This is a genomic window from Lysinibacillus sp. G1-3 (genome assembly GCF_056322905.1).
In genome coordinates this window covers 93,107-117,043 of sequence record NZ_JBWHYQ010000015.1, presented here as the reverse complement: position 1 = coordinate 117,043, position 23,937 = coordinate 93,107, and the positions used below count along the sequence as shown (strand labels likewise).

Here is a 23,937-nt window from a genome sequence, read left to right as displayed (position 1 = left end):
CCTATAATTTGTAGTATTTTTCATTCTCGAATAAATAATGGGTATTACGTGTATCAAAAATTAAAGCAGCGTGTTGATCAATTAAAGAATAATCAATAGTTGTATGATTCGTTAAAATGACTACAGCATCTGCTTTTTGAATGATTTCTTTTGTAAGTGAAACTGTATTCAACATGTAATTACCAACTGTAAACGTATCAATAAATGGATCAATAACATTTAGCCCACATTGCTTGTCCATTAATTCGTCAATGACACGTAATGCTGGTGATTCTCTAAAATCATTAATATTTGGCTTATAGGAAACTCCAATCACTACAATTTCCGCATCACTTATCTCTTTACCTTGCGCATTTAAATAACTTTCAAGTCTTGTAACTACAAAGCTTGGCATGGAATCATTTATTTTATCAGCGGTCTCAATTAAAGTTGCAGCAATACCATGTTGCTGGCCAGCCCATAATAAATATTTAGGATCCACCGGGATACAATGACCACCTACTCCTGGGCCTGGTGTAAATGGCATAAAACCATAAGGCTTTGTCGAAGCTGCTTCAATAACTTCCCACACATCAATATCCATCTTATGACAAATCTGACTTAATTCATTAACAAGAGCAATATTAATTTGCCTAAATGTGTTTTCTAGTAACTTTTCCATTTCGGCAACCTTTGGACTTGTTACAGCAAATACATTTGTATTGATTACTGATTCATAAAAAAGCTTAGAAATTTCTAAACAAGATGGTGTTATTCCACCAACTACTTTAGGCGTGTTCGAAACTGAAAAATTAAAATTTCCAGGGTCGACACGTTCAGGTGAATAAGCTAAAAATAGATCTTGTCCAATAACAAAGTTACCATTTTCTAAGATTGGTTGAACTACTTCTTCTGTTGTTCCAGGGTAAGTTGTACTTTCAAGAATAACTAAAGTATTTGAGGATACGTTCTGTACGATTGCATTTGATGCATCAACAATATACGAGATATTAGGTGTTCCATCTGCAGTTGTAGGTGTTGGTACACAAATAATAATAATATCTACTTGTGCAAGTTTAGAAAAATCATTTGTCGGCTTAAATTTATGTTCATTAACCGCTTTTTCTATGGCTGCATTAGACATATCAGCAATATAACTATTACCGCTTTTTAATTTGGTGATTTTTTCATTATCTTTGTCGAGGCCAATTACTGCAAAGCCTTTATTGACGATTTCCAGGGCTAATGGGAGCCCCACATAACCAAGTCCAACAATTCCAATTGTTGCACTTTTTGTTTTGATTTTTTTTGATAAAGCTAATCCCCTTAACTCAATTTTTATCCCCATAAACAAATTCCTCCTTTGTCTAAGTTATTATCAATTATGTCTCGGCAAAATTGCGTCCAGAATCGATTTTGTACATAGGCCTACACGTCGCTACGAAAAACACTTGTAGCTGGCGTTTCACTTTCGCTACGAAAACATTTGTAGCTGGCGTTTCACTTTCGCTACGAAAACATTTGCTGAAAGAAAGTTAAAAGCCTAATTCGAAGATTATCTCTACAATTGTAATTTCATTTATGATTCATTTTTCGTACATGTATTCCCTCATCGCACATCTAACGAAGTAACATTATCCTAAATTCCAAAATGCGAATCTCTCTAATACATATATAGTACTAAACAAAACTTAACATTTTCTATACAATTTACTTTTTAAATGAAAAAATAACTATTTTACCAATAACCAGTCTCCTAGATAAATCCATTTTACCTTTCTTTAGAACTACGAATTTTCGATATATCCCTACATAAACATGTAATTTTATTAAATTTCAACAAGAAATATTTTTAATTATTTATCACTAAAAATTTTTCCTAGTCTTAAAAAATGTGCGCTATTTAATTAACCATTAAATCCGTAACGCTTTATATTCTCCATTAGCTATTTATCTTGAAAAGTAGTACTCTCTAATTAATCTGTAAGAGAATTTCCACATTATTTCGCGTCCTAAACAAAAAAAATCGCCATAGCAGGCGATTTTTTTCTTTAGTGATTCTATCCGTTCACACTGTTATTTATTAATTTGTTGGTTTGCTGAAACGGTCAACAATCATGGCTAATGCACCATCTCCCGTTACATTTGTAGCTGTACCAAAGCTGTCTTGCGCTATGTACAGTGCGATCATTAGTGCAACCATTGTTTCATCGAAGCCGAGCATTGTTTGCAGTAAACCTATTGCTGCCATGACTCCTCCTCCTGGGACGCCAGGTGCAGCAACCATTGTAATACCTAGCATAAATATAAAGCCGATATATTGTGTAAAGCCTATATCCATACCGTTCATCATCATAACACCTAAAGAACAAGTTACGATTGTAATTGTACTACCCGATAAATGGATAGTTGCAAACAGTGGGATTGTAAAATTCGTTACTTTTTCTGAAGTCCCTGTTTTTTGTGATTGTCGCAGTGTAACCGGAATAGCTGCCGCTGAAGATTGTGTGCCTAATGCTGTAAAATACGCAGGTAGCATTGTTCGAAGTAACTTAAGCGGATTTTTCTTATTTAAAGTTCCCGCAGTAGTGTATTGCACTAGCAAGATGATCCAATGCATCGCAATTATAAGTACGAAGACAATTGCGAAGACAGATAATATTTTTGCTACTTGACCTCCATATGTCATGTTCAAGAAGATCCCAAAAATATGAAATGGTAAAAGTGGAATAATGACAAATGAAATTAACTTTTCAATGATTACATTAAACTCTTCAAAACCACGTTTCATCACATCGCCTTTGATGACTGTCATACCAATCCCTACGATGAATGCAAAAATTAATGCTGACATCACACCCATTAATGGCGGCATTTCAACTTTAAAGAATGCCTGTGCTAAAAATTCCTCTGGGTTTTTCATACTTTCCATAGCACCATTTGATATGAAGTTAGGCAACACATTTCGCGCTACTAAAAAGGCGAACATGCCTGCAATGATTGTTGAGAAATAGGCAAAAAATGTTGCCAAACCTAATAATTTTCCTGAGCCTTTCCCAAGCTGAGCAATGCCCGGTGCAATAAATGCAATAATAATAAGTGGTACAACAAAATTTAAGAAATTACCGAATAAGCCATTGAATGTTGCAAATATACGTACAAATGGCTCTGGCATAAAACCTCCAAGTATTACCGCTAAAAAGATAGCGACAATAATTTTTGCCAATAGACCAAATTTAAACTTCACTAAAATGTCCTCCTTAAAAAAACAACTGTCTTTCTCGAATGTATTAGTAGTAATTTAACATAAACAGTTGCAAGAATATACAGCTTACGAAATAGACGGAATTGTAAAATATTTTTGTATTTTTAAATAAAAATAGTTCCCCACCATAATGCGGGGTTGATTTCCGTTCCGACTGGACGCTTTGTTGTTGCTGTCGCTTCGCTTTCGCACAGTTAAAACGTTTGTTGCTGTCGCTTCGCTTTCGCACAGTTAAAACATTTGTTGCTGTCGCTTCGCTTTCGCACAGTTAAAACATTTGTTGCTGTCGCTTCGCTTTCGCACAGTTAAAACATTTGTTGCTGTCGCTTCGCTTTCACACAGTTAAAACATTTGCTGCTGTCGCTTCGCTTTCGCACAGTTAAAACATTTGTTGTTGGTCACGGAGGCGTTATTACAGGATGTGATGTTTTTAACCTCCGCTCCTCTATTGCTAATCTCTAAGGAATCGCCCAGTCGTAACGAAGATCAACGTATATTTCATACGTTTTAATAAATAACATCCCAACTTTTAGTAATGAGCCAAAAAAAACTTAGAATAGGCAAAAAAATCACCTATCCTAAGCTCTCATTTAATATGCTTTAAATAATTTTTGTAAAATATAATATGATTGTTTTAAACGCTCTTCAAACTTAGGCGTTTGCCATGGTTCCCAAGTATAAGGTGAGAGTTTCGGTAAGACTTGGCCATTTGTCTCTGGTAAAGATTTTACAGTTTTGCCCTCTTTATCTACAAAGACCGCACCAATATAAATATTATCGACTTTCGTCGAAGCTGTCTCTCCATCTTTATATAAGTCCCCCATAAACTCACGCTGGCTTGGATCTCTAGTTTGGATTAGTAGCCAAGGAATTCGTAGCTCAATCACATTATCATCCGTCCACGTATAGTCTACTAACGAATTATAATCTTTTGCTTTTGGATTGGCATTCCCTTGAAGCAGCTTCCCTGTTTCATAATGACTGAAATCAGTAGTAATGTTTTGCTCTGGTAAGTACAACTCTTTATTTAACACATAATAAATTGGTGCAAACTTACCACTATTTTTTGTTGGAACTGCCATACGAGGTGGAATCAGATTTATATTATGACCGTAAAAATAATCATAGAAATCATAGTATTCATCTATGACCACTCGAGAGTCTCCACTTTTATTTAATTCCACAATAAAATCTACGCCATTTGAAAACGTCATATCTTTTATTGATGTAGCTGAAGTATTCCCTTGATTTGGTACTACATCAAGTAAAATACGAGGTGATGTTTTTTCTAAAACATCACTTTTTAATTTGAGATACAAATATCTTTCATCATAATCGACAGCAAAATCTGTTGAGTCAGAAGGTGAGGTATTGTACATTTGAGTACCTTTCCATTCCTTAGTATCGCCGTCTACTTTTACTTTAAATCGATCAAAGCTTAGTACGCCAAATTGCTGTTCATTTGTTTGTGCATTAGACCAAAATGGTCGACGGTTTGGATCATCATAATCCATCGTATTCCACGTCCGCTTAAACCACTCGTCCTGCCATGTAAAGACTAGGCCTCCGAGCAAGCCTTCATGCATAATATCTTCATATAAATGTTGTAGCGTTTCACCTTGTTGCTGTTCGGACATATGGCCCTGATTCCAGCCATAAACATTTTCATGTGTCATACCACGAGCTGCAGGTATTCCAAATTCTGCAACAAGAACAGGCATTTTATGCGCTTCATGTAGTTCTTTTAAATACCCTGCATAACTATTTTTATTGCCCCGGAAATCTTTATAATTTAAATATTTTTGATCGTAGTTAAAGAAGTCAGGGTAATAAGGATAAACATGATAGGAAGCAAATTGACCTGGTGCCTGCATCTCACCTTTCGTATAGATGACATTTGGATTTACGCCTACCAAATCCTCATCCTCAGAAGGCTCAGATGGATGGTCTAGTAAGTCGGTTGTTACCCAGTTTGTGAAACTCATTGGACGGATCCAATTATACTTATCCTTCTCGTAAACAGTAATAAGATCCATTTGCTCGGCTAACCAATGTTCAAATGGTGCAGCATTTTTCGTTTCAAAATACGTCCCATTGTATTCACCTATATTAGCGTGTTTCTCGTTCGTACCAACAACCATTTGCGGATACCATTCGATTCCTAGCACCCAGCCTATTATATATTTTGAAACGTCCACATCATATAATCCTGAGGCATGTCCTGCTACTGGCTTCACGTAAGTATTACCGTGGATAACGTCCACCATTCGTTTCATTTCAAGTTGAAAATCCTTTAGAGTAGCTTCATCATAGGCATCTAATGAATCAACCAAACCTTCTTCATTAATCCATACACCATGCAATACATACAGTGGTTTATCTGGATTTTCTTCATTGTATTTTGCAAGTGCCCGATAAAAACCTGGCGGGTGTAATGTATATATACGAATCGTATTGGCATTCATGTCAGCAATTTGACGGAACCATCGATAGTACTCTTCTTCCGTAATAGCAGCCTCGCCAGGAAATGCTCCTGGTTTACCCATACCTATATTAACGCCCTTAAAGACTATCGGCTCCCATTTTCCATCTCGTAAGACTTCAAATGATTCGCCCTTAATACGTGCGTTATAATTTAATTTGCCATGATTAACGGTTTCTTGAACTTCTTTTTGCTCAAACGTTTCGAAAATTTTATGCATGACTGGTATATAAATTGACCAATAAAACGAACTATCTGCATACTTCTCAGCATATTTATAAATGGTCGGTAATCCTTTTATTTTGTAAAGGGTCGGCACACGGGACATATCGTTAAAGTCTCCTGCAAAATAATAGCTTGTCGTGTAGCGTTTATCCTGTGAAACAATTGCCGCAAATTGCTGTGGAATATCGTTGTCCTCTAATAGTTTTTCCCCTTCTTTTGTTAAGTCCCATTCATAATTAGCGAGAGCATCCTCTGCATATTTAGGTGTGATAATATCAAACCAATAGCCATATTCTGCACGAGCAGAGGTGTTGAAGAACTTTTTCCCTTCTTCAGTAAATTGCACCTGAATACCTTCTGTGTTTACATGCTTGTCCAACTCTAACACAATGAGCTTTTCTGTAATTTCATTAAATAGAAGAAAGCCTCCGCCTTTGTATGGCCAATTATCACCATGTTCATCTATGACCCATTGTGGAATTTCCGTATTTTTATGATAATCAAGCTCATCAAAATATCGCCCAATCCATCCAGACCATGAAATTCCTAAATAATCCTGTAACTCTTTTCTAACTTCCGCTGACGTCGGTGATGCAAATGTATTGTATTCAGCAATTAACATACTTTTCTTGTTGCTTGCTAAACGATCTACTATAGACTGCCATTCATCCATTTCCAAGCCGCCTACAATTTTTTCTGAACGTTTACCTAAGCGCTTTTTTTCATCTAAATCATCCTTATAAACGCCGTACGTATCAGCCAAATAAATAACATCATAATTACTATAGTCAGTCGGAAACTTTTTTTCTGACACGTTCTTCGTTTTATCATTCGGAAGTGTACCAAAGTAATTTTTTTGTACATCATACGGATGCTCATCGATCGTGTATTTATAATGGTTTAAAAACCAGTTCACACCTAAATGCTCTCGATAAGTTTCATTCGGAACCGTTTTATCTAGAATCGCAACGTTGAGCGGTTTTTCATCGCTGAAATACCACCATGCTATAGGTGTAATAACGAGAATTAGAACGACTATAATTCCTATATATATACGCTTCATACACTTTTCTCCTTTTCACCGATGCCGACACGCTTCATATTGCCCCAATCGCTTCTTCTTAGCACAAACCGAATTAATCCCTCACATCGCCAAAAAAGAGTGAGTGGTCGATACCAGAAAATTTCAGTAAATGCTAAAATTATCATGCGTAGTAGCTCTCTCGGTTTCGGATAAGTATTCAAAATCCATGCTTCGAATAATATAGAAGCTATTGAAAAAATCACCCCATAAATAACGAAAAGCAGTAACAGAATTATGGCTATTTCATAATAGATTTTCCCTAAGAAAAATGCCACTATGATATAAATATAACCACCTAACTCAACTAGTGGACCTAGGCATTCTACTAGCCAAAAGTATGGAAATGAAAGCAAGCCTATTAAGCCATACTTAGGATTCAACGTCATCGTCTTATGCTTCCATAGGCTTTCAAATAATCCTTGATGCCAACGTCTACGCTGGTTTCGCAAAACCCCTAATGACTGAGGTGCTTCAGTCCAGCACACAGGATCTGGAACAAATTCTATACGTTTCTTTTCTTTTTTCTTTCTTATCAAACGGTGAATATTCACGACAAGCTCCATGTCTTCTCCAATAATATTCGTTGAATAACCGCCCGCTTCCACAGCCCATTCCTTCGAAAACACACTAAATGCTCCCGAAATAATAAGCACAAGATTGTATTTACTTAAAGCTATTCGCCCCATTAAAAAGGCTCGCGCATATTCTATTATTTGCATGATCACTAAGTAATTATTTGATAAGTGTGTTTCAGTAACGGAACCAAGCTGCATTTTTGCGCCATTGGCAATTCGGATATTTCCTCCTGCCGCAATCACTTCACCATCAGATAAAACAATCGGCTTCATCACACGAAGCAATGATTTTTCATCTAAGATTGAATCACCATCAATAGAGCAGAAATATGGATATTGAGATACATTAATACCTACATTTAATGCATCTGCCTTACCACCATTTTCTTTATCTACTAAAATACAATTTTTATAGATTTCAGATTCATAAATTTGTTTAACTTGATTTGTAGGGATATGTGTACGAACAATTTTATCAACGGGCTTCATTCGGAAATGCTCGATTACGGTTTGTAGTGTAGAGTCAGTAGACCCGTCGTTAATAATGATAATTTCCGTTTGTGGATATCGTAAATTCAACAATGAATAGACTGTGTCTACAACGCCAATCTCTTCATTGTAAGCAGGGACTAATAAGGATACTGGTTTTGAGTAAAAGGCATCTGTATGCGCATCATCATACTCTGAGGGGTCTAATTTATAGCGTTTTCGCATAACTAGCATGGCGATAACAAACATGGCGCAATACGAAACAATAACAAACAACATATAAAATAGAATAAATCCACCAAAGAACCACATACAAAAATCTAAAAATACTTTCATTTGTTCCCTCGCTTTCTGACGATTGTTTCACGAGCCATGTCAATTGCATATGGGTCATTTGAGGACTCCATAAATTGCTGTAATTTTGCAATTCCATCTCTATTTTCTGCAATTGTTTTAGCAGCCTGTGAGCGAACCCACCAATTTTCATCTTGAAGAAGCTGTTCTAAATAAGCATAGGTATAGTTTAGTGGTACATGCTTAAAGATTTTCGCAACCATTAATCTTATTTCCCAAATATCTGATGTCACAAATGGGACATAAGGATCGATTTCATCAATTACACCAATTTCATAAAGACCTTTTAATGCTCTGATTTGTATTTCTGGAACCTCATGCGTTAATAGCTGTTTTAACTGATCAATGTATTGTATATTTCTTTTGACAGCTGCAGTATCAATTGCAGCAAATTGGATATTTGTTGTCCAACTATTAAAGTCTTCAAATAATCGAATAAATACGTCATCCTCTAACAAGACAAATACTCTTCTATACTCGCTTTCAGAATAATGAATGTTCGATTCTTTAATTTTTTCGATAAACATTTCAGGTCGGAAGAGAGAGTAAATTTTTAACAGTTGAAAATATTCCTCCTCCGAAATTTTGGTTTTTTCGAATTGAAGACATGCCTCTAATAAATCCTCTATCTGTAAATCAGCAATATGATATAAAGCATTCATCCTAATGCTCCATCGTTTACTGGATAAATCCTTTTCATAAAACTTTTTTAAATAGAGATTAGAAAACTCTTTTATTTTGTGTTCAACTATTTCATTGCTTATATTTTTCAAATAAGATGAAAAGATTATTTCTATAGCTGCTACTTGAGCTCTCCCTCTGGGTACAAGCACTATAGAGAAAATTTCATCATTCATTAAATAGTTGTACCACTGCTGTGAGGAGTTTTGTAAAAAAGTATCACGCACTTCTGCAAAACGAATCTCCCGCTTGCGCTGAACAAGTATATAGATCGTAAATAAAAATAGAACTGTTAATAAAACACCGCTGACCGTTAAAAGAAAAGGAATCGACAGCTTGATCATAGCCAAAACCTCGCAAAAGTCTTCTTAATTTTTGCTTCTAACAAACGTAAATTAAATGGTTTGACGATATATTCATCGACACCACCTTCATAAGCATTCAGTGTTGCACCCTCTGAGTTTCGTTCAGACATCATATAAATGATGAACTTTTTCTCATTCGGCATTTCTCGCAAAATGTGCAAAATTTCTAAGCCATTTTTACGTGGTAAAATATCGTTCATCACAACTAAATGCATATGGCCAGATTTATAGTGATCGGACTGTAAAAAATCATAGCCATCCTCATAGGTCGACACGTCAAAAGTATAATGAGGAATGTCTAAATTTTCGAGTGTCGTTTCTAGCACCTTTCTAAAGATTTCATTCTGTTCAATAATGCTAACCTTTACTTGCTCCATCGGTTGTACCCGATAATCTGTAACCTGTTCTACTGACCAAGTTGGCTGTTCTTCATCAGCTAGTTTGTGCTTATTTTTCTCTAACAATGTTTCAAAATCAACATTATTATTTCTTATTTCAGTAACGGAAGCTTTTAACGCTATTTGTTGAAATTCCCTTTCTTGCGTTAGAATTGCGAAAATCCGTTTTAAAAATGCTTTTACCTCTACTTCACTACTTTGTAGAAAAAATATTCCCCAATGCATGCCATCTGCTAGTTGGAAAAGTAAATCTGTTTTTCGTATTTTAGATTTTAGAAAGGCTGAAATTTGATGATTCACTTGATTACAATCTATATCAGTTTCTTGTGAGGAATTCGCTACTTTAAAAAAGACTGCAGTCATTGTTAAACGTGAACGAATAACACTCTCACGCAAAATTTCAAAATAACCTTTCACCTCATGCTCTTGCATGATATCTTCCGCAACAATTAATTTATTCATTTGTGTTCACTCCAGTTGATGGAAGAAGCATTGTATTCTTCTTCATTATTTTTCTATCATTTTTTTGATTTATAAACACAACAACTATAGTAATAAATATGACTAAACAATTTCTATATAAAATTTTTGGTAAATCGATTACTTGTAAAATATTATTATATTTTTGCTATAAACTACAGAATAATACCTTCCCTGACAAAAAGTTATATTTTTCTGATAAAAGACAGCCTTTTTACAGTAAGAAGAAAGGGTATGTAATCTTTTAAACTACATACCCTTTCAAACTCAAAAAAACTCTATTTTATTCCAGCTTGTCGACTTATACTGCGATGGGAAGAGTGAAGCCAAACCCGGGGAAAGCGCCAACTCGGAGTGAAAATCAACTTTTAAAATTCTTTTAATAACAAGGAAAAAGGGTATGTAAGTTTTATACTTACATACCCTTATCGATAAATTTCAAATTATTTAACTGGTACAACTGAACCTTTCCATTCTTCAATAATGAAGTCTTGGATTTCTTTAGATTTTAATACTTCTATCAATTTTTTAATTTCTGGTTTTGTTTCATCACCAGCACGTACAGCTATAATATTTACATAAGGAGATTCTTTATCTTCAAGAGAAATTGCATCTTTCAATGGATTAATGTTGTTATCGATTGCAAAGTTCGAGTTAATTAAAACTGCATCGCCTTCATTATTTTCATACATTTGTACAAGCATTTCCGGAGCTGTATTTGCATCGAATTTGAAGTTTTTAGGGTTTTCTGCGATATCTTTTATTTCTGCTGCTGTTTTATCGACGCCATCTTTTAATTTAATTAAGCCCTTAGCTTCTAACAATGAAAGCATACGACCGTGGTCTGAAACTGAGCTAGAAAGTAAAATTGTTGCACCTTTTGGTAGATCCTCAAGAGATTTATATTTTTTAGAGTAAATTCCGATTGGTTCAATATGAATGGAACCAGCATTTACAAAGTCATAGCCATTTTCTTTCATGCTAAGCTCCAAGAATGGTAGGTGTTGGAAATAGTTTGCATCAAGTTCACCTGACTCTAAATGTTGGTTTGGTAATACATAGTCTTGATACGTTTCAATTTTAAGATCGATACCTTCTTTAGCTAAAGCTGGTTTTGCTTTTTCCAAAATAACCGCATGTGGTGTATTAGAAGCACCTATTGTTAATGTTACATTTTCTTTATTGTCTGATTTATCACCAGATGATGCGTTTGAGTTTGTATCATCTTTTTTACCAGCACCACAAGCAGCTAAAGCTAATACTAATACTGATAAAAATAATCCTGCTAATAATTTCTTCATTTTATTGCACTCCCTTTTAACTAATTTAAAATATGTTAGCGGTATAAAACCGAAATAACCTTTTGGATGTCCGTAGCGAGCTACGCTTTTTTTGTCATTAGCGCCTTTTTAGCGTTTATCTGTTTTGGCTGTAATTAAGTCGCCAATCCATTGAATAATAAATACTACTATTAAGATTAATATAGTCGCCATTAAAGTTACATCTTGGCGATTACGTTGGAAACCATCTAAGAATGCTAAGTTTCCTAGACCACCTGCACCGATAATACCTGCCATCGCAGTATAGCCAACAAGTGCTACAGCCGTTACAGTAAGACCAGAAATAAGCGCTGGTAACGATTCTGGAATTAATACTTTCCAAATAATCGTTGACGTTTTAGCACCCATTGAACGAGCCGCTTCAATAACGCCTTTATCGATTTCACGTAATGAAATTAATACCATACGCGCATAAAATGGTGCAGCTCCGATAATTAGTGCCGGTAAAGCCGCATCTGCTCCACGAATTGTGCCGAGTAAAAATTTCGTAAACGGAATTAATAAAATAATCAAAACGATAAACGGAATCGAACGGAAAATATTAACGATTGAGCCTGTTAAAAAGTTCACCAGTTTATTGGCCCATATTTGGTTAGGACTTGATAAAAACAATAAGATCCCAATTACTAATCCAAGTATAAATGTGATCACCGTAGAGATTGTTGTCATATACAACGTTTCATACGTAGCTTCCCACATTTTTTCCCAGTCAACATTCGGAAAGAGACTAGTTAGCATTGGCAATCACCTCCGTTTGTACTTCGACTGTATGCAAGTAGCTCAGTGCAGCTGCAACATTCGACTCTGTGCCTTCAATTTGTACGATAAGTGTACCGTACGCGCCATTTTTAGTTTGCGAAATATTACCATGTACTATACTTACTTCTACATCACACTGTTTCACAAGATGTGAGATGACAGGCTGTTCTGTTTTTTCTCCTACAAATATTAGCTTTACAAGTTGTCCATTAGGGTAGTTTGCTTTAATTTGTGCCACAGTTTCCTGTGTTTCCTTCGTATCTGTAATTTGAGAAACGAATTTTTTTGTAATGTCAGCTTGTGGCGCTTGGAATACTTGTAATACTTCACCACGTTCTACAATTACTCCAGCTTCCATAACCGCTACACGGTGGCAAATTTTACGAATAACATGCATTTCATGTGTGATTAACACGATCGTTAAACCTAGTCGCTCATTAATATCGACAAGTAAATCTAGGATAGCATCTGTTGTCTCCGGATCGAGTGCGGATGTTGCCTCATCACATAACAATACTTCTGGATCATTAGCAAGTGCACGAGCGATGCCTACACGTTGCTTTTGTCCCCCTGATAGTTGTGATGGATACGCTTTAGCACGTCCGTCTAAGCCAACTAATGTGATCAATTCTTTCACACGTGCCTCACGTTTTGCCTTTGGAACACCTGCGATTTCTAGTGGGAAAGCAATGTTTTCCGCAACAGTTCGAGACCAAAGTAAATTGAAATGTTGGAAAATCATACTGACCTTTTGTCTAGCATTTCTAAGCTTTTGCCCCTTTATGGATGAAAATTCTTGATTGTTAACCGTTACCGTACCTGATGTAGGCTTTTCCAAACCGTTTAACAAGCGAATCATTGTACTTTTACCAGCGCCACTATAGCCGATAATGCCATAAATTTCACCTTTATCGATAGAAAGGTTGACGTCTTTAACTGCTGTTAATTCGCCATTCGAGGTTTTGTATTTCTTCGTAATATTTTGAAGCTGAATCATAGCGAATTCTCCTTTTTTTTATCAATTGAGCCTCGGCATAATTGCGTCCGGAATCGACTTTGTGCTTGCACAAAGAAATCCTTTTCGATTCCATGACATCCGCCGGAGGCTTTAGGCCAACAAATGTTTTCTGTGCGAAAGCGTAGTGATAACGCAGCGGCGGCAACATGACGTTGGTCACTCAGTCGTTGCCACAGGATGTGACGTTCTTAGACTGAGTTCCTCTATTTCAGCGGGTGTTTCGGTGAAAGAAGTAAAAAAACCCCTTCAACTATAGACAAGTAGAAGGGGTCACGTAACTTATACGCTGAACCGTTCTCTCATCTTTCAAAGATAAAATCTTTGGGTGATTTGGCACCTTTTCACTTTGTGATGGTTGCCGGGCTTCATAGGGCACTTCCCTCAGCCGCTCTTTATAAGAGTTCGATATATTTATATTTTTTAGTATATTCGTACTTTACCACGTGAGTAAAGTTCAGTCAATTTATTTTTTTAACAATTCGTATAAATACGGTACGGATTGAAAAGCATAAACCTTTTCCGTCACTTTTCCGCCTTCACATACAAGTAAACACGGTACACTTTCGATTTTATTATCATAAGCGATTTGTTCGATAAAATTAATATTCGCTTTACCAACCTGTAGCTGTGGTAGCAATTGCTCAACAACCGACATCATTTTCGATGCAACTACACACGTTCCACACATTGGTGTATATAAATAAAAAGCAGCCTTTTCACCCGACTGGATAGCCACGTCCCACTGCTCTTTTGACCATTCTTCCATTTTTTTCACGCAACCTTACAAAATATATTCATTATGGATTGAGAAATGCGCACGAATTAAGATTGCCGCTAACACCTTTCTCGGAGTTGTCTCTACTTCCTTATATGTTGGCATAGTACGTAAATGCTCAGCCTCTGGATAATGTCTGTCCATTAATGCTCGTAGCTTATCACCCGATGTATCTGCATCAAAAAATGTATAAAGCTCACAGCCTTCATATGGATCAAGTAACTCTTCTAATTGATGCACACCAATTGTACCATTCGTGCAAAGTATTTTAACATGTTCATTTAAAATAGGTTCAATTTGAAGCTTATCCGAACGGCCTTCGACAATTAAGCATTTCCCCTCGAACATAACGCCACCCCCGTTTAGACATATCCCTTATCATTATTATATCAATAAATCTTGTCATTGATACTGTTAGACACCTATTGTTAAGGGAATATACTTGCATTCACCCTCATCCACTATGATGGCAGAATGGATGAAGATAATAAAAAACGTCGGTAGTTTCCGACGTTTTTCTAATCAATTATGCCTCGGCATAATTGTGTCTGGAATCGGCTTTGTGCTTGCACAAAGCCGATTCCGTGACATCCGCCGGAGGCTTTAACTTCTTTCAGCGGCTATTGGGACACCCACTGAAAAGTATCTTAATCAACATTCATCTCAACATCTAAAGAGGTAGGAGACTATTGCTGAAAGAAGTTAAAGGCTTGTCTTATAAGCTTGTCTTATTCTGCAATCATTTCATCGTATTGCTCAGCTGTCATAAGCTTTTCAACTTCTGATGCATCAGCAGGCTCTACAACGATCATCCATGCTTTTTCATATGGTGATTCATTAACGAATTCTGGGCTATCTTCTAAATCTGCATTTACTTCAACTACTGTACCTGAGATTGGTGCATATAATTCAGAAACTGTTTTTACAGATTCTACGCTACCAAATGGATCATCTGTTTTGATTTCGTCACCAACTTGTGGAAGTTCAACGAAAACGATATCTCCAAGTTCAGATTGTGCGAAATGAGAAATACCGATACGTACTTTTCCGTCTTCTACTTTAACCCATTCGTGCTCTTCAGAGTAACGTAAGTCTTTAGGTGTGTTCATGCAAAAACCCCTCCATAAATATGTAATATATTCACTTTCAGTGTGCCATACTTCTTCCATAAAAACAAGAATCAATTATGCCTCGGCATAATTGTGTCCGGGATCGGCTTTGTGCTAGCACAAAGAACTCTTTTCCGATTTCCATGACATCCGCCGGAGGCATTAACTTCTTTCTAAGAAGTTAATATCGTTATTTCCAAGCTTGCTCAAAATCTGATTCTTTAAACCCTAACGTAACTTTTTTTCCATCAGTTACGATTGGACGTTTAATTAACATACCATCTGAAGCAAGCAGTTCAAGTTGCTCCTCTTCAGTCATTTCAGCAAGCTTATCTTTCAAGCCAAGCTCACGATATTTCATACCAGAAGTATTAAAAAATTTCTTTAAAGGTAGTCCACTTACTTGCCATAAGTTTGATAGTTCGTCCTTTGTTGGCGGTTGTTCGACAATGTGTACATCTTCATATGAAACTCCATTGTCATTTAGCCATTTTTGTGCTTTTTTACAAGTAGTACATTTCGGATATTGAATAAATTGAATCGTCATTTAAAGGCTCCTCTACTATCATTTTTAGGAACTACACTTTCAGTGTATCCCTCATTTTCTGTAGTATACCATCATAACCGTTACGAACCAAAATGAAACTCATCATATTAAAGTGTATGGATGATTCCCGTTCCGGCTGGGCGCTTTGTTGCTGACGCTTCGCTTTCGCACAGTTAAAACATTTGCCGCTGTCGCTTCGCTTTCGCGCAGTTAAAACATTTGTTGCTGACGCTTCGCTTTCGCACAGTTAAAATATTTGCCGCTGTCGCTTCGCTTTCGCGCAGTTAAAACATTTGCCGCTGTCGCTTCGCTTTCGCGCAGTTAAAACATTTGTTGTTGTCGCTTCGCTTTCGCGCAGTTAAAACATTTGCCGCTATCGCTTCGCTTTCACACAGTTAAAATATTTGCCGACAGATGTACAATCGCCTTCACTATTCTGATTGATTATGGTGAGTAGTCATAGAGCCCTCATTTGACTTACATAAAATTTATTAAAGTTCTACGGTATTGTGGATTGGTGTGAAAGGCTACTCGACTCCCGTGGGAAAGCGAGACAGTCGAGACCCTGAGGCCAACATGATGTTGGTCACGGAGGCATTGTCACAGGACGTGACGCATTTAGCCTTCGTTCCTTTAGCGAAGGAAGCTGCTCGACGCTCGCCCACAGGAAGCTTTGCTCTGCGCGAAAGCGAAGCGGCAGCGACAAAGCGAGTAGCCTGGAACGGAAATTACCCCTCGTTTTGCAGCGCTATACTTTATTTCCAACAAAAAAACCTAGCTATCACATCTCTGTGGATAGCTAGGTTAAACCTGCCATATTAAACTACGAATTTTTCTGCTTCAATTAATTTAACAGAAGCTTCACGTTTCTTCGAGATTAAGTTATATGGGTTATTGCGAGTTAATTTACGTAGTGCAGACAATGTCATGCGTGCAGCGTCGCCATCTGCTGAAGCAAGAATCGTATCTTTTGCTTCTTTTTCAATTTCTGCAAATGCTTCTTGGCAGAAGATTTGAGTGTACAGTAATTTTTGATGAGCTTTTTCAGCACCGTCACGAGCAATCGCTTTTTCTGTACGCAATACAGCAGATTCCATAGCGAATAGTTGGTTTGCGATATTTGCAATCTTCACTAATACTTCTTGCTCTTGATCAAGCTTCGCACCGAAGCGTTGTGCTGCTAAACCTGATGCTAATACAGCAATTTTCTTCGCATTTTTTACAAGATATTTTTCCTGTGCTAACGGCTCTGTGCCTACGTCTTCAGGCATTAGCATAAGAAGCTCTTGTTGTAAATTTTGAGCAACTTGTAGTAATGGCAATTCACCTTTTATTGCCTTTTTCATAAATGTACCTGGTACAATCATGCGGTTAATTTCATTTGTACCTTCAAAAATACGATTAATACGAGAATCACGATAAATACGCTCTACTTCGTATTCAGCCATAAAGCCGTAACCACCGTGTAATTGAACCGCTTCATCCGCAATGTAATCCAAAGTCTCAGAACCAAATACTTTAGCAATAGAACATTCAATAGCATACTCAGCAATTGCACTAGCAATCACTTTTCCTTGTTTTTGCTCATCTGGGCTTAGCTGACTTAAGCGGTCCTCAAATAAACCTACTGTACGATAGTTTAATGACTCAGACGCATACAATTGTGATGCCATTGTCGATAATTTTTCTTTTGTTAGATTGAAATCAGACAGCTTCGTTTTAAACTGCTGACGTTGATTTGTATATTGAATAGCAAGCTCTAATGCACGTTTCGAGCCACCGATTGTTCCAACCCCTAATTTATAGCGACCGATATTTAAAATATTAAAGGCAATAACGTGTCCGCGACCTACTTCACCTAAAAGGTTTTCTACAGGTACTTCTGCATCTTCAAGGATTAAAGTACGTGTCGATGAAGATTTGATTCCCATTTTTTTCTCTTCTGCGCCAACTGAAACGCCATTGAAGGCACGTTCTACGATAAATGCTGAGAATTTATCGCCATCGATTTTTGCATAGACAACAAATACATCTGCAAAGCCTGCATTTGTAATCCATTGTTTTTCACCATTTAAAATATAGTGTGTCCCTGCATCGTTTAACTTCGCAGTCGTTTTTGCACCTAATGCATCAGAACCTGAACCTGGCTCTGTTAAAGCGTAAGCAGCGATTAATTCACCTGACGCAAGCTTTGGTAAATACGTCTTCTTTTGATCTTCATTTCCGAATAGGACGATTGGTAAAGAACCAATACCTACGTGGGCACCATGTGTAATAGAGAAGCCGCCAGCAACAGACATTTTTTCTGCGATTAATGCAGAAGAAACTTTGTCTAATCCTAGACCTTCATATTCTTCAGGTACATCCGCGCTTAGTAAGCCGAGCTCACCTGCACTTTTTAGTAGACGAACCGAATGCTCAAATTCATGGTTTTCTAAATTTTCAACGACTGGTAACACTTCATTTGCTACATACTCTTCAGTAGTTTTAGCAATCATTTTATGCTCATCTGTGAAATCTTCTGGTGTAAACACACGATCTAATTCCACATCTTCAATAATAAATCCGCCGCCTTTAATGAAATCCGTTGTTTTTTCTGTCATTCTAAATTCCTCCCTATATATCTATTTTTAATAGTTTTTATCCCCAATATATAGAAAAGCTTGAAGTACTACGTTCGGAGGCAACCGAAAACGCTGCACTCCAAGCTGATCTAGCAAAAATTATAGAAGTTCAAATACTCCCGCAGCACCCATACCGCCACCGATACACATTGTTACGACACCATATTTCTTACCTTGACGCTTCAATTCATGAATGAGCTTTAATGTTAAAATAGCTCCCGTTGCACCAAGTGGGTGACCTAGGGCAATTGCTCCACCATTAACGTTTACTTTGTTTTGGTCAATGCCTAAATGACGTACGACTTGTAAGGATTGTGACGCAAATGCTTCGTTAATTTCCCATAAATCAATGTCATCTATTGATAAGCCTGCGATTTCAAGCGCTTTAGGTACTGCCACGATTGGTCCAATACCCATCACCTCAGGAGGTACGCCACCAACTGCAAAGCCTAAAAACTTCGCCATCGGAGTAAGCCCTTGTTTTTCTGCTTCTTCACGGTCCATCACAAGTACCGCTGCTGCACCATCTGAAGTTTGAGAAGCATTACCTGCTGTAACACTACCTTTAACATGGAAGGCCGGACGAAGCTTCGCTAAACCTTCTACTGATGTACCTGGACGTACACCTTCATCCGTGCTAAACGTGAATTTTTTCACCTGTAGTTTGTTGTTGTCATCTACATAATGTTGCTCCACTTCAATTGGTACGATTTCATCATTGAATTTACCTTCTTTAATCGCCTTTTCCGCAAGCTCATGTGAACGAACAGCAAAAGCATCCTGATCTTCTCTACTAACATTGTATTGACGTGCCACTTCCTCAGCTGTATGCCCCATCCCCATATAATATTGTGGAGCAGTCTCAGCTAATGTTGGATTTAAGCGAGGTGTATTACCTACCATTGGCACCATACTCATAGATTCGACGCCACCAGCAAGAATTGCCTTAGAATGTCCTAGCATAATACGCTCTGCTGCAAAAGCAATTGCTTGTAAACCCGACGAACAGAATCTATTAATTGTTAGCGCTGGCGTTGTATCTGGTAGTCCAGCAAGCGCTCCAATACTACGGGCTACGTTCATGCCCTGCTCGGCTTCCGGCATTGCACATCCTAAAATTAAATCGTCAATCGGACCTTCATAGCCCGCTCTTTTTAATGTTTCTTTGACAACAACCGCTCCAAAATCATCTGGTCTAACTGTTGCTAAAGAACCCTTCTTCGCTTTTCCAATCGGAGTTCGTGCTCCTGCTACAATAACGGCTTCACGCATCGTATTAATCCCCCTTTGTTTCATGTGCAAGTATAGTGAATTCAGTCTTAAAGTTAGTTACGCAGTGGTTTTCCCTTTAAAAGCATGTGCTGCATTCTTTGTTGAGATAACGGATCTGCCACTAAGTTTAGGAATGCCTCACGCTCAAGGTTTAATAGGTATTGTTCATCTACTAATGTGCCATATGGAACTTTACCACCAGCAATGACATACGCTAATTTTTTAGCGATTTTTAAATCGTGTTCACTAATATAGCCTGACTCAAACATTCCTTGAGCACCGATTAATAGCGTACCGTATCCTGATGCACCGACTACAGGAACTTTCGTAGGAACAGGTGGTAAATAGCCTGCCTCATAAAGCGCTAGTGCAGCTTGTTTTGCATCATATAGTTGGTGATCTGGGTTAACAGAAATCCCGTCAGCAAAGTTTAAGAAGTTATTTTCACGTGCTTCTTCACCAGAAGTCGAAACTTTTGCCATCGCAATCGATTCAAATACTTTATTAGCAATATGTTGATAGTCTACTTCAACGCCATTCGGTAACCCTTTTAGGAATTTTTGGTAAAGCGCCTTGTTACCGCCTCCACCAGGGATTAATCCTACGCCAACTTCGACTAGGCCCATATACGTTTCCATTGTTGCTTGAATATGTGCAGCTGGTAAGCAAACCTCTGCTCCGCCACCTAGCGTCATAGCAAAAGGCGCTGCTACAACAGGCTTGCGAGAGTATTTAATCTTTTGCATCGCATCTTGGAATGCTTTAATAACGAAATCTAGTTCAAAAATATTATCATCCTGTGCTTCTACTAAAATCATTCCTAGATTTGCACCAACACAGAAGTTTTTTCCTTGGTTACCGATGACTAAGCCTTTATAGTTCGCTTCTACTTCATCGATTGCAAAGTTAATCATTTGGATAATGTCTAAGCCAATTGCATTTGATTGGGAATGAAATTCAAGTAATGCAATTCCATCACCTATATCTATTAAACTAGCACCTGTATTTGATTTAATAACGCCGTGCTTTTTCTTATAGCGTTTTAAGTTAATTTCCTTCTCATTCACTGGCACTTTTACGTATTCAGATCCATTATAATAGGCTAGGTCACCGTCCAAGTCGGAATAGAAAGTTTCAAAGCCGCTTGCTAACATATCTTTGACGAATGCCGGTACCTCACGACCTTCTTCCTCCATTTTAGCTACGGACTCTTTGACGCCAATTGCATCCCATATTTCAAATGGTCCTTGCTGCCAGCCGAAGCCCCATTTCATAGCATTGTCAATGGCAACAATATCATCAGCAATTTCACCGTGTAGCTGTGCAGAGTAAATGAGCGTCGGAGCGAAGATACCCCATAATAATTCTCCGGTACGATCCTTAGCATAAGTTAATGCTTTCACTTTATTTGCTAATCCACGAGTTTGTTTTGCCATTTCGATAGAAGGAGTTTTTAACTTTTTAACTGGGCTATACTCTAAAGTGTTTGGATCAATTTCAAGTATTTCTTTGCCTTGCTTTAAGAAGAACCCTTGACCTGATTTTGCTCCGAGCCAGCCGTTTGTGACCATTTTCTGTAGGAAATCTGGTACTGCAAAAACTTGCTGCTCTTCACCAGCTGTTTGATCATAAACGTTTTTCGCTACATGGATAAATGTATCTAAACCAACAACATCCAACGTTCGGAAAGTTGCTGATTTTGGACGACCGATTAATGGACCTGTTATAGAATCCACCTCGCCAACTGAATAGCTACCCTTCATCATTTCTTGTAAAGTAATTAGTAAACCGTACGTTCCGATACGATTGGCAATGAAGTTCGGTGTATCCTTAGCAAGTACGACACCTTTCCCAAGCACATCTTCGCCAAATGTTTTCATAAAGCTGACAACTTCTGGCGCTGTTGTGTTTGCTGGAATGACTTCAAGTAATTTTAAATAGCGTGGCGGATTGAAGAAGTGAGTTCCTAGGAAATGCTTTTTAAAATCTTCTGAACGCCCTTCCGCCATTGCATCGATACTTATGCCAGATGTGTTTGAACTAATAATTGTGCCTGGCTTACGTACAGCATCAACTTTTTCATATAGGCTTTGTTTAATCGCTAAATTTTCAACGACAACTTCAATAACCCAATCTACATCTTTTAATTTCTCTAAATCGTCCTCAAAGTTACCAACCGTTAGTAGTGATAAATTTTTCTTAGAAGTAAGTGGTGCTGGCTTTTGCTTTAATAACTTTTGCAGAGCTCCGTTGGCGATACGATTTCTCACAGCAGGATGCTCTAAGGAAAGACCCTTTGCTTCTTCCTCTTTTGTTAGTTCCTTCGGCGCAATGTCTAATAATAATGTTGGAATACCGATGTTTGCTAAATGTGCTGCAATTCCAGAGCCCATTACCCCAGAACCTAGAACAGCTGCTTTTTTAATGTTGTAAGTCACAAGCAATTCCCCCTTATTCTCCCATTGAATGAATAGCCATTCATTTTTTGACCAAAAAAATATCAAAGTTTGCCTTCGTGTATTTTTGTCCAGAATTTGAATCAGTCTAGCTCTATTCAAATTTAATCTGTGACATACAACTAAGGCTTATCTTCGTTCAACTACCATTTTAGTTTTTGAGGTTATTTTTTCCGTTGAATGAAGATAAAACTACTTTTTCTGTTTTCAGTGTAGAATATTTTGTTTCATTTAGCAATCTTTTTTCACCAATTATTTTTGCAATATACAACTTTTTTCGTTTTTTACGAGCGAAAACAAGACAATAAGCAGATAGCGATTATTCCAAACAGAAAACTTTCAGGTTGCGTTAAAAATGTGTAGAATGGTAAGCGAGGAGAGTGAAATAACAAATGAAAACAATTACAACTGCTGACCAATTTAATGAACTGATCTCTGGTGACCAAAAAGTGCTAGTAAAATTTTACGCTGGATGGTGCCCAGATTGCACACGCATGAATATGTTCATCGATCCAATTATCGAAGAGTACAACCAATTTGACTGGTATGAACTTAACCGTGATGAACTTCCAGAAATTGCGGACAAATATGATGTAATGGGTATTCCAAGCCTACTAATTTTCCAAAACGGTGAAAAATTAGCACACTTACATAGTGCTAATGCTAAAACACCTCAGCAAGTTACTGAGTTTTTATCTGCACAACAATAATTTAGATAGGCTATATTAGCAAATTTGATGTAGAAGAGCTACGTATCTGTGGCGAAAGCGAAGCGTCAGCCACAAGTTACTGAGTTTTTATCTGCACAGAAATAATTAACTAGGCTAAAATAGCAAAGTTAATATAGAAGAACTACTGAGCTGTGGCGAAAGCGAAGTATCAGCCGCAAGTTACAGAATTCTATCTGCGATGAAAGAGCTGCATTTCTTTTTGAAATGCAGCTCTTTTTTAGAAAGGAGATTATGATGCGCCAACAATTGTCGCTACTTGGAAAATCACAATATGATGCAGCCATTTCACCCAACTATCGTAATTCCGCTTGTGGACCTACAACGGTACACGTAATCTTAAACTACTTGGAAGATCAAGCTCCTTCGGTAAATGAGCTTTATAAACTTCTCGGTGGCACGAAAATCGGGTTATTTAAGTGGCGTCTAATTCGCAATCTTCGTCAGCTCCGTCCGACATGGGATATTCGTGATTGTACTTTAAAGGAGGCTATGCAGGAAATCGATGCAGGTCGATCTGTCGCCATGCGCTTTGACCGATATTTTAGCCTGAATTGGTGCGATAAAAAGGCTGCCTTCGCGTATCATTGGGTACCTCTGATTGGTTATGAAATACGAAATGATGAGCTGTTGTTAATGTTCCATGATAATGGTGGCCCTAATCGTGAAAGTAAAATTCGAACGGCTCCTTTTAAAGATAATGAGAAAGTATTGAGCTTCGTCAAAATCAAACCGAACTAACGAAAGCGTGCCTACAATGTTAGACACGTTCTTTTTTCACTTATTTACTGTTCAAGAATACCTTTTAGAACTTATGCAAAAAGCATGATCATGGAGATCTTGTTTATAGCTATAAAAAAGCAGAGCATATTTCTATACTCTGCGTGAATAACTTGAAGTTTATTAATCAATTATACCTCGGCATAATTGCA

Annotated in this window: 18 protein-coding genes and 1 riboswitch; of the genes, 2 read left to right on the top strand and 16 right to left on the bottom strand. The window is 37.4% G+C overall.

Annotation, left to right across the window (positions count from 1 at the left end):
- Window position 1 precedes the first annotated feature (1 nt).
- The 16 genes from ACVYAD_RS16925 to ACVYAD_RS16850 all read right to left on the bottom strand — a co-directional run bounded on the left by ACVYAD_RS16925 (window position 2) and on the right by ACVYAD_RS16850 (window position 22,259).
- On the bottom strand, window positions 2-1,327 hold the full coding sequence (locus ACVYAD_RS16925) for a nucleotide sugar dehydrogenase (RefSeq protein WP_476427242.1): 1,326 nt from the start codon (window positions 1,325-1,327) through the stop codon (window positions 2-4).
- A 735-nt stretch (window positions 1,328-2,062) separates the two neighbouring features.
- The gene (locus tag ACVYAD_RS16920; RefSeq protein ID WP_476427241.1) at window positions 2,063-3,226 is read right to left on the bottom strand and encodes a dicarboxylate/amino acid:cation symporter; all 1,164 of its coding nucleotides are present in this window, start codon (window positions 3,224-3,226) and stop codon (window positions 2,063-2,065) included.
- Between the two features lie 608 nt (window positions 3,227-3,834).
- Window positions 3,835-7,014 carry a hypothetical protein gene (locus tag ACVYAD_RS16915; protein ID WP_476427240.1) on the bottom strand — a complete coding sequence of 1,060 codons (3,180 nt, stop codon included), beginning with the start codon at window positions 7,012-7,014 and terminating at the stop codon, window positions 3,835-3,837.
- Window positions 7,011-8,435, bottom strand: coding sequence for a glycosyltransferase family 2 protein (locus tag ACVYAD_RS16910; RefSeq protein WP_476427239.1), 1,425 nt, complete (start codon window positions 8,433-8,435; stop codon window positions 7,011-7,013). Before ACVYAD_RS16910 ends, ACVYAD_RS16915 begins: the two co-directional genes overlap by 4 nt.
- Window positions 8,432-9,478 (bottom strand): HEAT repeat domain-containing protein, encoded by a 1,047-nt coding sequence (locus ACVYAD_RS16905; protein WP_476427238.1) that lies wholly within the window; start codon window positions 9,476-9,478, stop codon window positions 8,432-8,434. The genes ACVYAD_RS16910 and ACVYAD_RS16905 overlap by 4 nt, the downstream gene beginning before the upstream one ends.
- On the bottom strand, window positions 9,475-10,359 hold the full coding sequence (locus tag ACVYAD_RS16900; protein WP_476427237.1) for a response regulator: 885 nt from the start codon (window positions 10,357-10,359) through the stop codon (window positions 9,475-9,477). Before ACVYAD_RS16900 ends, ACVYAD_RS16905 begins: the two co-directional genes overlap by 4 nt.
- Before the next feature lie 461 nt (window positions 10,360-10,820).
- Window positions 10,821-11,678 carry a MetQ/NlpA family ABC transporter substrate-binding protein gene (locus ACVYAD_RS16895; RefSeq protein ID WP_476427236.1) on the bottom strand — a complete coding sequence of 286 codons (858 nt, stop codon included), beginning with the start codon at window positions 11,676-11,678 and terminating at the stop codon, window positions 10,821-10,823.
- A 108-nt stretch (window positions 11,679-11,786) separates the two neighbouring features.
- A complete protein-coding gene (locus ACVYAD_RS16890) occupies window positions 11,787-12,455 on the bottom strand; it encodes a methionine ABC transporter permease (RefSeq protein ID WP_349661366.1) in 669 nt (222 codons plus the stop codon).
- On the bottom strand, window positions 12,445-13,473 hold the full coding sequence (locus ACVYAD_RS16885; RefSeq protein WP_476427235.1) for a methionine ABC transporter ATP-binding protein: 1,029 nt from the start codon (window positions 13,471-13,473) through the stop codon (window positions 12,445-12,447). The genes ACVYAD_RS16890 and ACVYAD_RS16885 overlap by 11 nt, the downstream gene beginning before the upstream one ends.
- 317 nt (window positions 13,474-13,790) lie before the next feature.
- A riboswitch (SAM riboswitch) is annotated at window positions 13,791-13,895 on the bottom strand.
- A 62-nt stretch (window positions 13,896-13,957) separates the two neighbouring features.
- On the bottom strand, window positions 13,958-14,260 hold the full coding sequence (locus ACVYAD_RS16880) for a thioredoxin family protein (protein WP_349661368.1): 303 nt from the start codon (window positions 14,258-14,260) through the stop codon (window positions 13,958-13,960).
- A 15-nt stretch (window positions 14,261-14,275) separates the two neighbouring features.
- Complete coding sequence (locus tag ACVYAD_RS16875; protein ID WP_349661369.1) at window positions 14,276-14,617, bottom strand: toprim domain-containing protein; 342 nt, start codon at window positions 14,615-14,617, stop codon at window positions 14,276-14,278.
- Between the two features lie 380 nt (window positions 14,618-14,997).
- On the bottom strand, window positions 14,998-15,378 hold the full coding sequence (gene gcvH, locus ACVYAD_RS16870) for a glycine cleavage system protein GcvH (protein ID WP_079561463.1): 381 nt from the start codon (window positions 15,376-15,378) through the stop codon (window positions 14,998-15,000).
- 190 nt (window positions 15,379-15,568) lie between these two features.
- Window positions 15,569-15,925, bottom strand: a complete 357-nt coding sequence (locus ACVYAD_RS16865) for an arsenate reductase family protein (protein ID WP_386830184.1) — start codon at window positions 15,923-15,925, stop codon at window positions 15,569-15,571.
- An 818-nt stretch (window positions 15,926-16,743) separates the two neighbouring features.
- Complete coding sequence (locus tag ACVYAD_RS16860; RefSeq protein ID WP_476427234.1) at window positions 16,744-18,528, bottom strand: acyl-CoA dehydrogenase family protein; 1,785 nt, start codon at window positions 18,526-18,528, stop codon at window positions 16,744-16,746.
- 120 nt (window positions 18,529-18,648) lie between these two features.
- Window positions 18,649-19,821, bottom strand: coding sequence for an acetyl-CoA C-acetyltransferase (locus tag ACVYAD_RS16855; protein ID WP_349661641.1), 1,173 nt, complete (start codon window positions 19,819-19,821; stop codon window positions 18,649-18,651).
- 53 nt (window positions 19,822-19,874) lie between these two features.
- On the bottom strand, window positions 19,875-22,259 hold the full coding sequence (locus tag ACVYAD_RS16850; RefSeq protein WP_476427233.1) for a 3-hydroxyacyl-CoA dehydrogenase/enoyl-CoA hydratase family protein: 2,385 nt from the start codon (window positions 22,257-22,259) through the stop codon (window positions 19,875-19,877).
- Between the two features lie 410 nt (window positions 22,260-22,669).
- On the opposite strand from ACVYAD_RS16850, the gene ACVYAD_RS16845 reads away from it, so the two are divergent.
- Together ACVYAD_RS16845 and ACVYAD_RS16840 are read left to right on the top strand one after the other, a co-directional pair.
- Window positions 22,670-22,987 carry a thioredoxin family protein gene (locus ACVYAD_RS16845; RefSeq protein ID WP_349661643.1) on the top strand — a complete coding sequence of 106 codons (318 nt, stop codon included), beginning with the start codon at window positions 22,670-22,672 and terminating at the stop codon, window positions 22,985-22,987.
- 255 nt (window positions 22,988-23,242) lie between these two features.
- A complete protein-coding gene (locus tag ACVYAD_RS16840) occupies window positions 23,243-23,746 on the top strand; it encodes a C39 family peptidase (RefSeq protein WP_386830180.1) in 504 nt (167 codons plus the stop codon).
- Window positions 23,747-23,937: the final 191 nt, after the last annotated feature.

Coding starts and splice junctions, on each gene's coding strand:
- ACVYAD_RS16900 (WP_476427237.1), bottom strand. CDS start 10,359: ATGAATAAATTAATTGTTGCGGAAGATATCATGCAAGAGCATGAGGTG.
- ACVYAD_RS16845 (WP_349661643.1), top strand. CDS start 22,670: ATGAAAACAATTACAACTGCTGACCAATTTAATGAACTGATCTCTGGT.
- ACVYAD_RS16875 (WP_349661369.1), bottom strand. CDS start 14,617: ATGTTCGAGGGGAAATGCTTAATTGTCGAAGGCCGTTCGGATAAGCTT.
- ACVYAD_RS16840 (WP_386830180.1), top strand. CDS start 23,243: ATGCGCCAACAATTGTCGCTACTTGGAAAATCACAATATGATGCAGCC.
- ACVYAD_RS16855 (WP_349661641.1), bottom strand. CDS start 19,821: ATGCGTGAAGCCGTTATTGTAGCAGGAGCACGAACTCCGATTGGAAAA.
- gcvH (WP_079561463.1), bottom strand. CDS start 15,378: ATGAACACACCTAAAGACTTACGTTACTCTGAAGAGCACGAATGGGTT.
- ACVYAD_RS16890 (WP_349661366.1), bottom strand. CDS start 12,455: ATGCTAACTAGTCTCTTTCCGAATGTTGACTGGGAAAAAATGTGGGAA.
- ACVYAD_RS16895 (WP_476427236.1), bottom strand. CDS start 11,678: ATGAAGAAATTATTAGCAGGATTATTTTTATCAGTATTAGTATTAGCT.
- ACVYAD_RS16885 (WP_476427235.1), bottom strand. CDS start 13,473: ATGATTCAGCTTCAAAATATTACGAAGAAATACAAAACCTCGAATGGC.
- ACVYAD_RS16910 (WP_476427239.1), bottom strand. CDS start 8,435: ATGAAAGTATTTTTAGATTTTTGTATGTGGTTCTTTGGTGGATTTATT.
- ACVYAD_RS16915 (WP_476427240.1), bottom strand. CDS start 7,014: ATGAAGCGTATATATATAGGAATTATAGTCGTTCTAATTCTCGTTATT.
- ACVYAD_RS16865 (WP_386830184.1), bottom strand. CDS start 15,925: ATGACGATTCAATTTATTCAATATCCGAAATGTACTACTTGTAAAAAA.
- ACVYAD_RS16905 (WP_476427238.1), bottom strand. CDS start 9,478: ATGATCAAGCTGTCGATTCCTTTTCTTTTAACGGTCAGCGGTGTTTTA.
- ACVYAD_RS16880 (WP_349661368.1), bottom strand. CDS start 14,260: ATGGAAGAATGGTCAAAAGAGCAGTGGGACGTGGCTATCCAGTCGGGT.
- ACVYAD_RS16860 (WP_476427234.1), bottom strand. CDS start 18,528: ATGACAGAAAAAACAACGGATTTCATTAAAGGCGGCGGATTTATTATT.
- ACVYAD_RS16925 (WP_476427242.1), bottom strand. CDS start 1,327: ATGGGGATAAAAATTGAGTTAAGGGGATTAGCTTTATCAAAAAAAATC.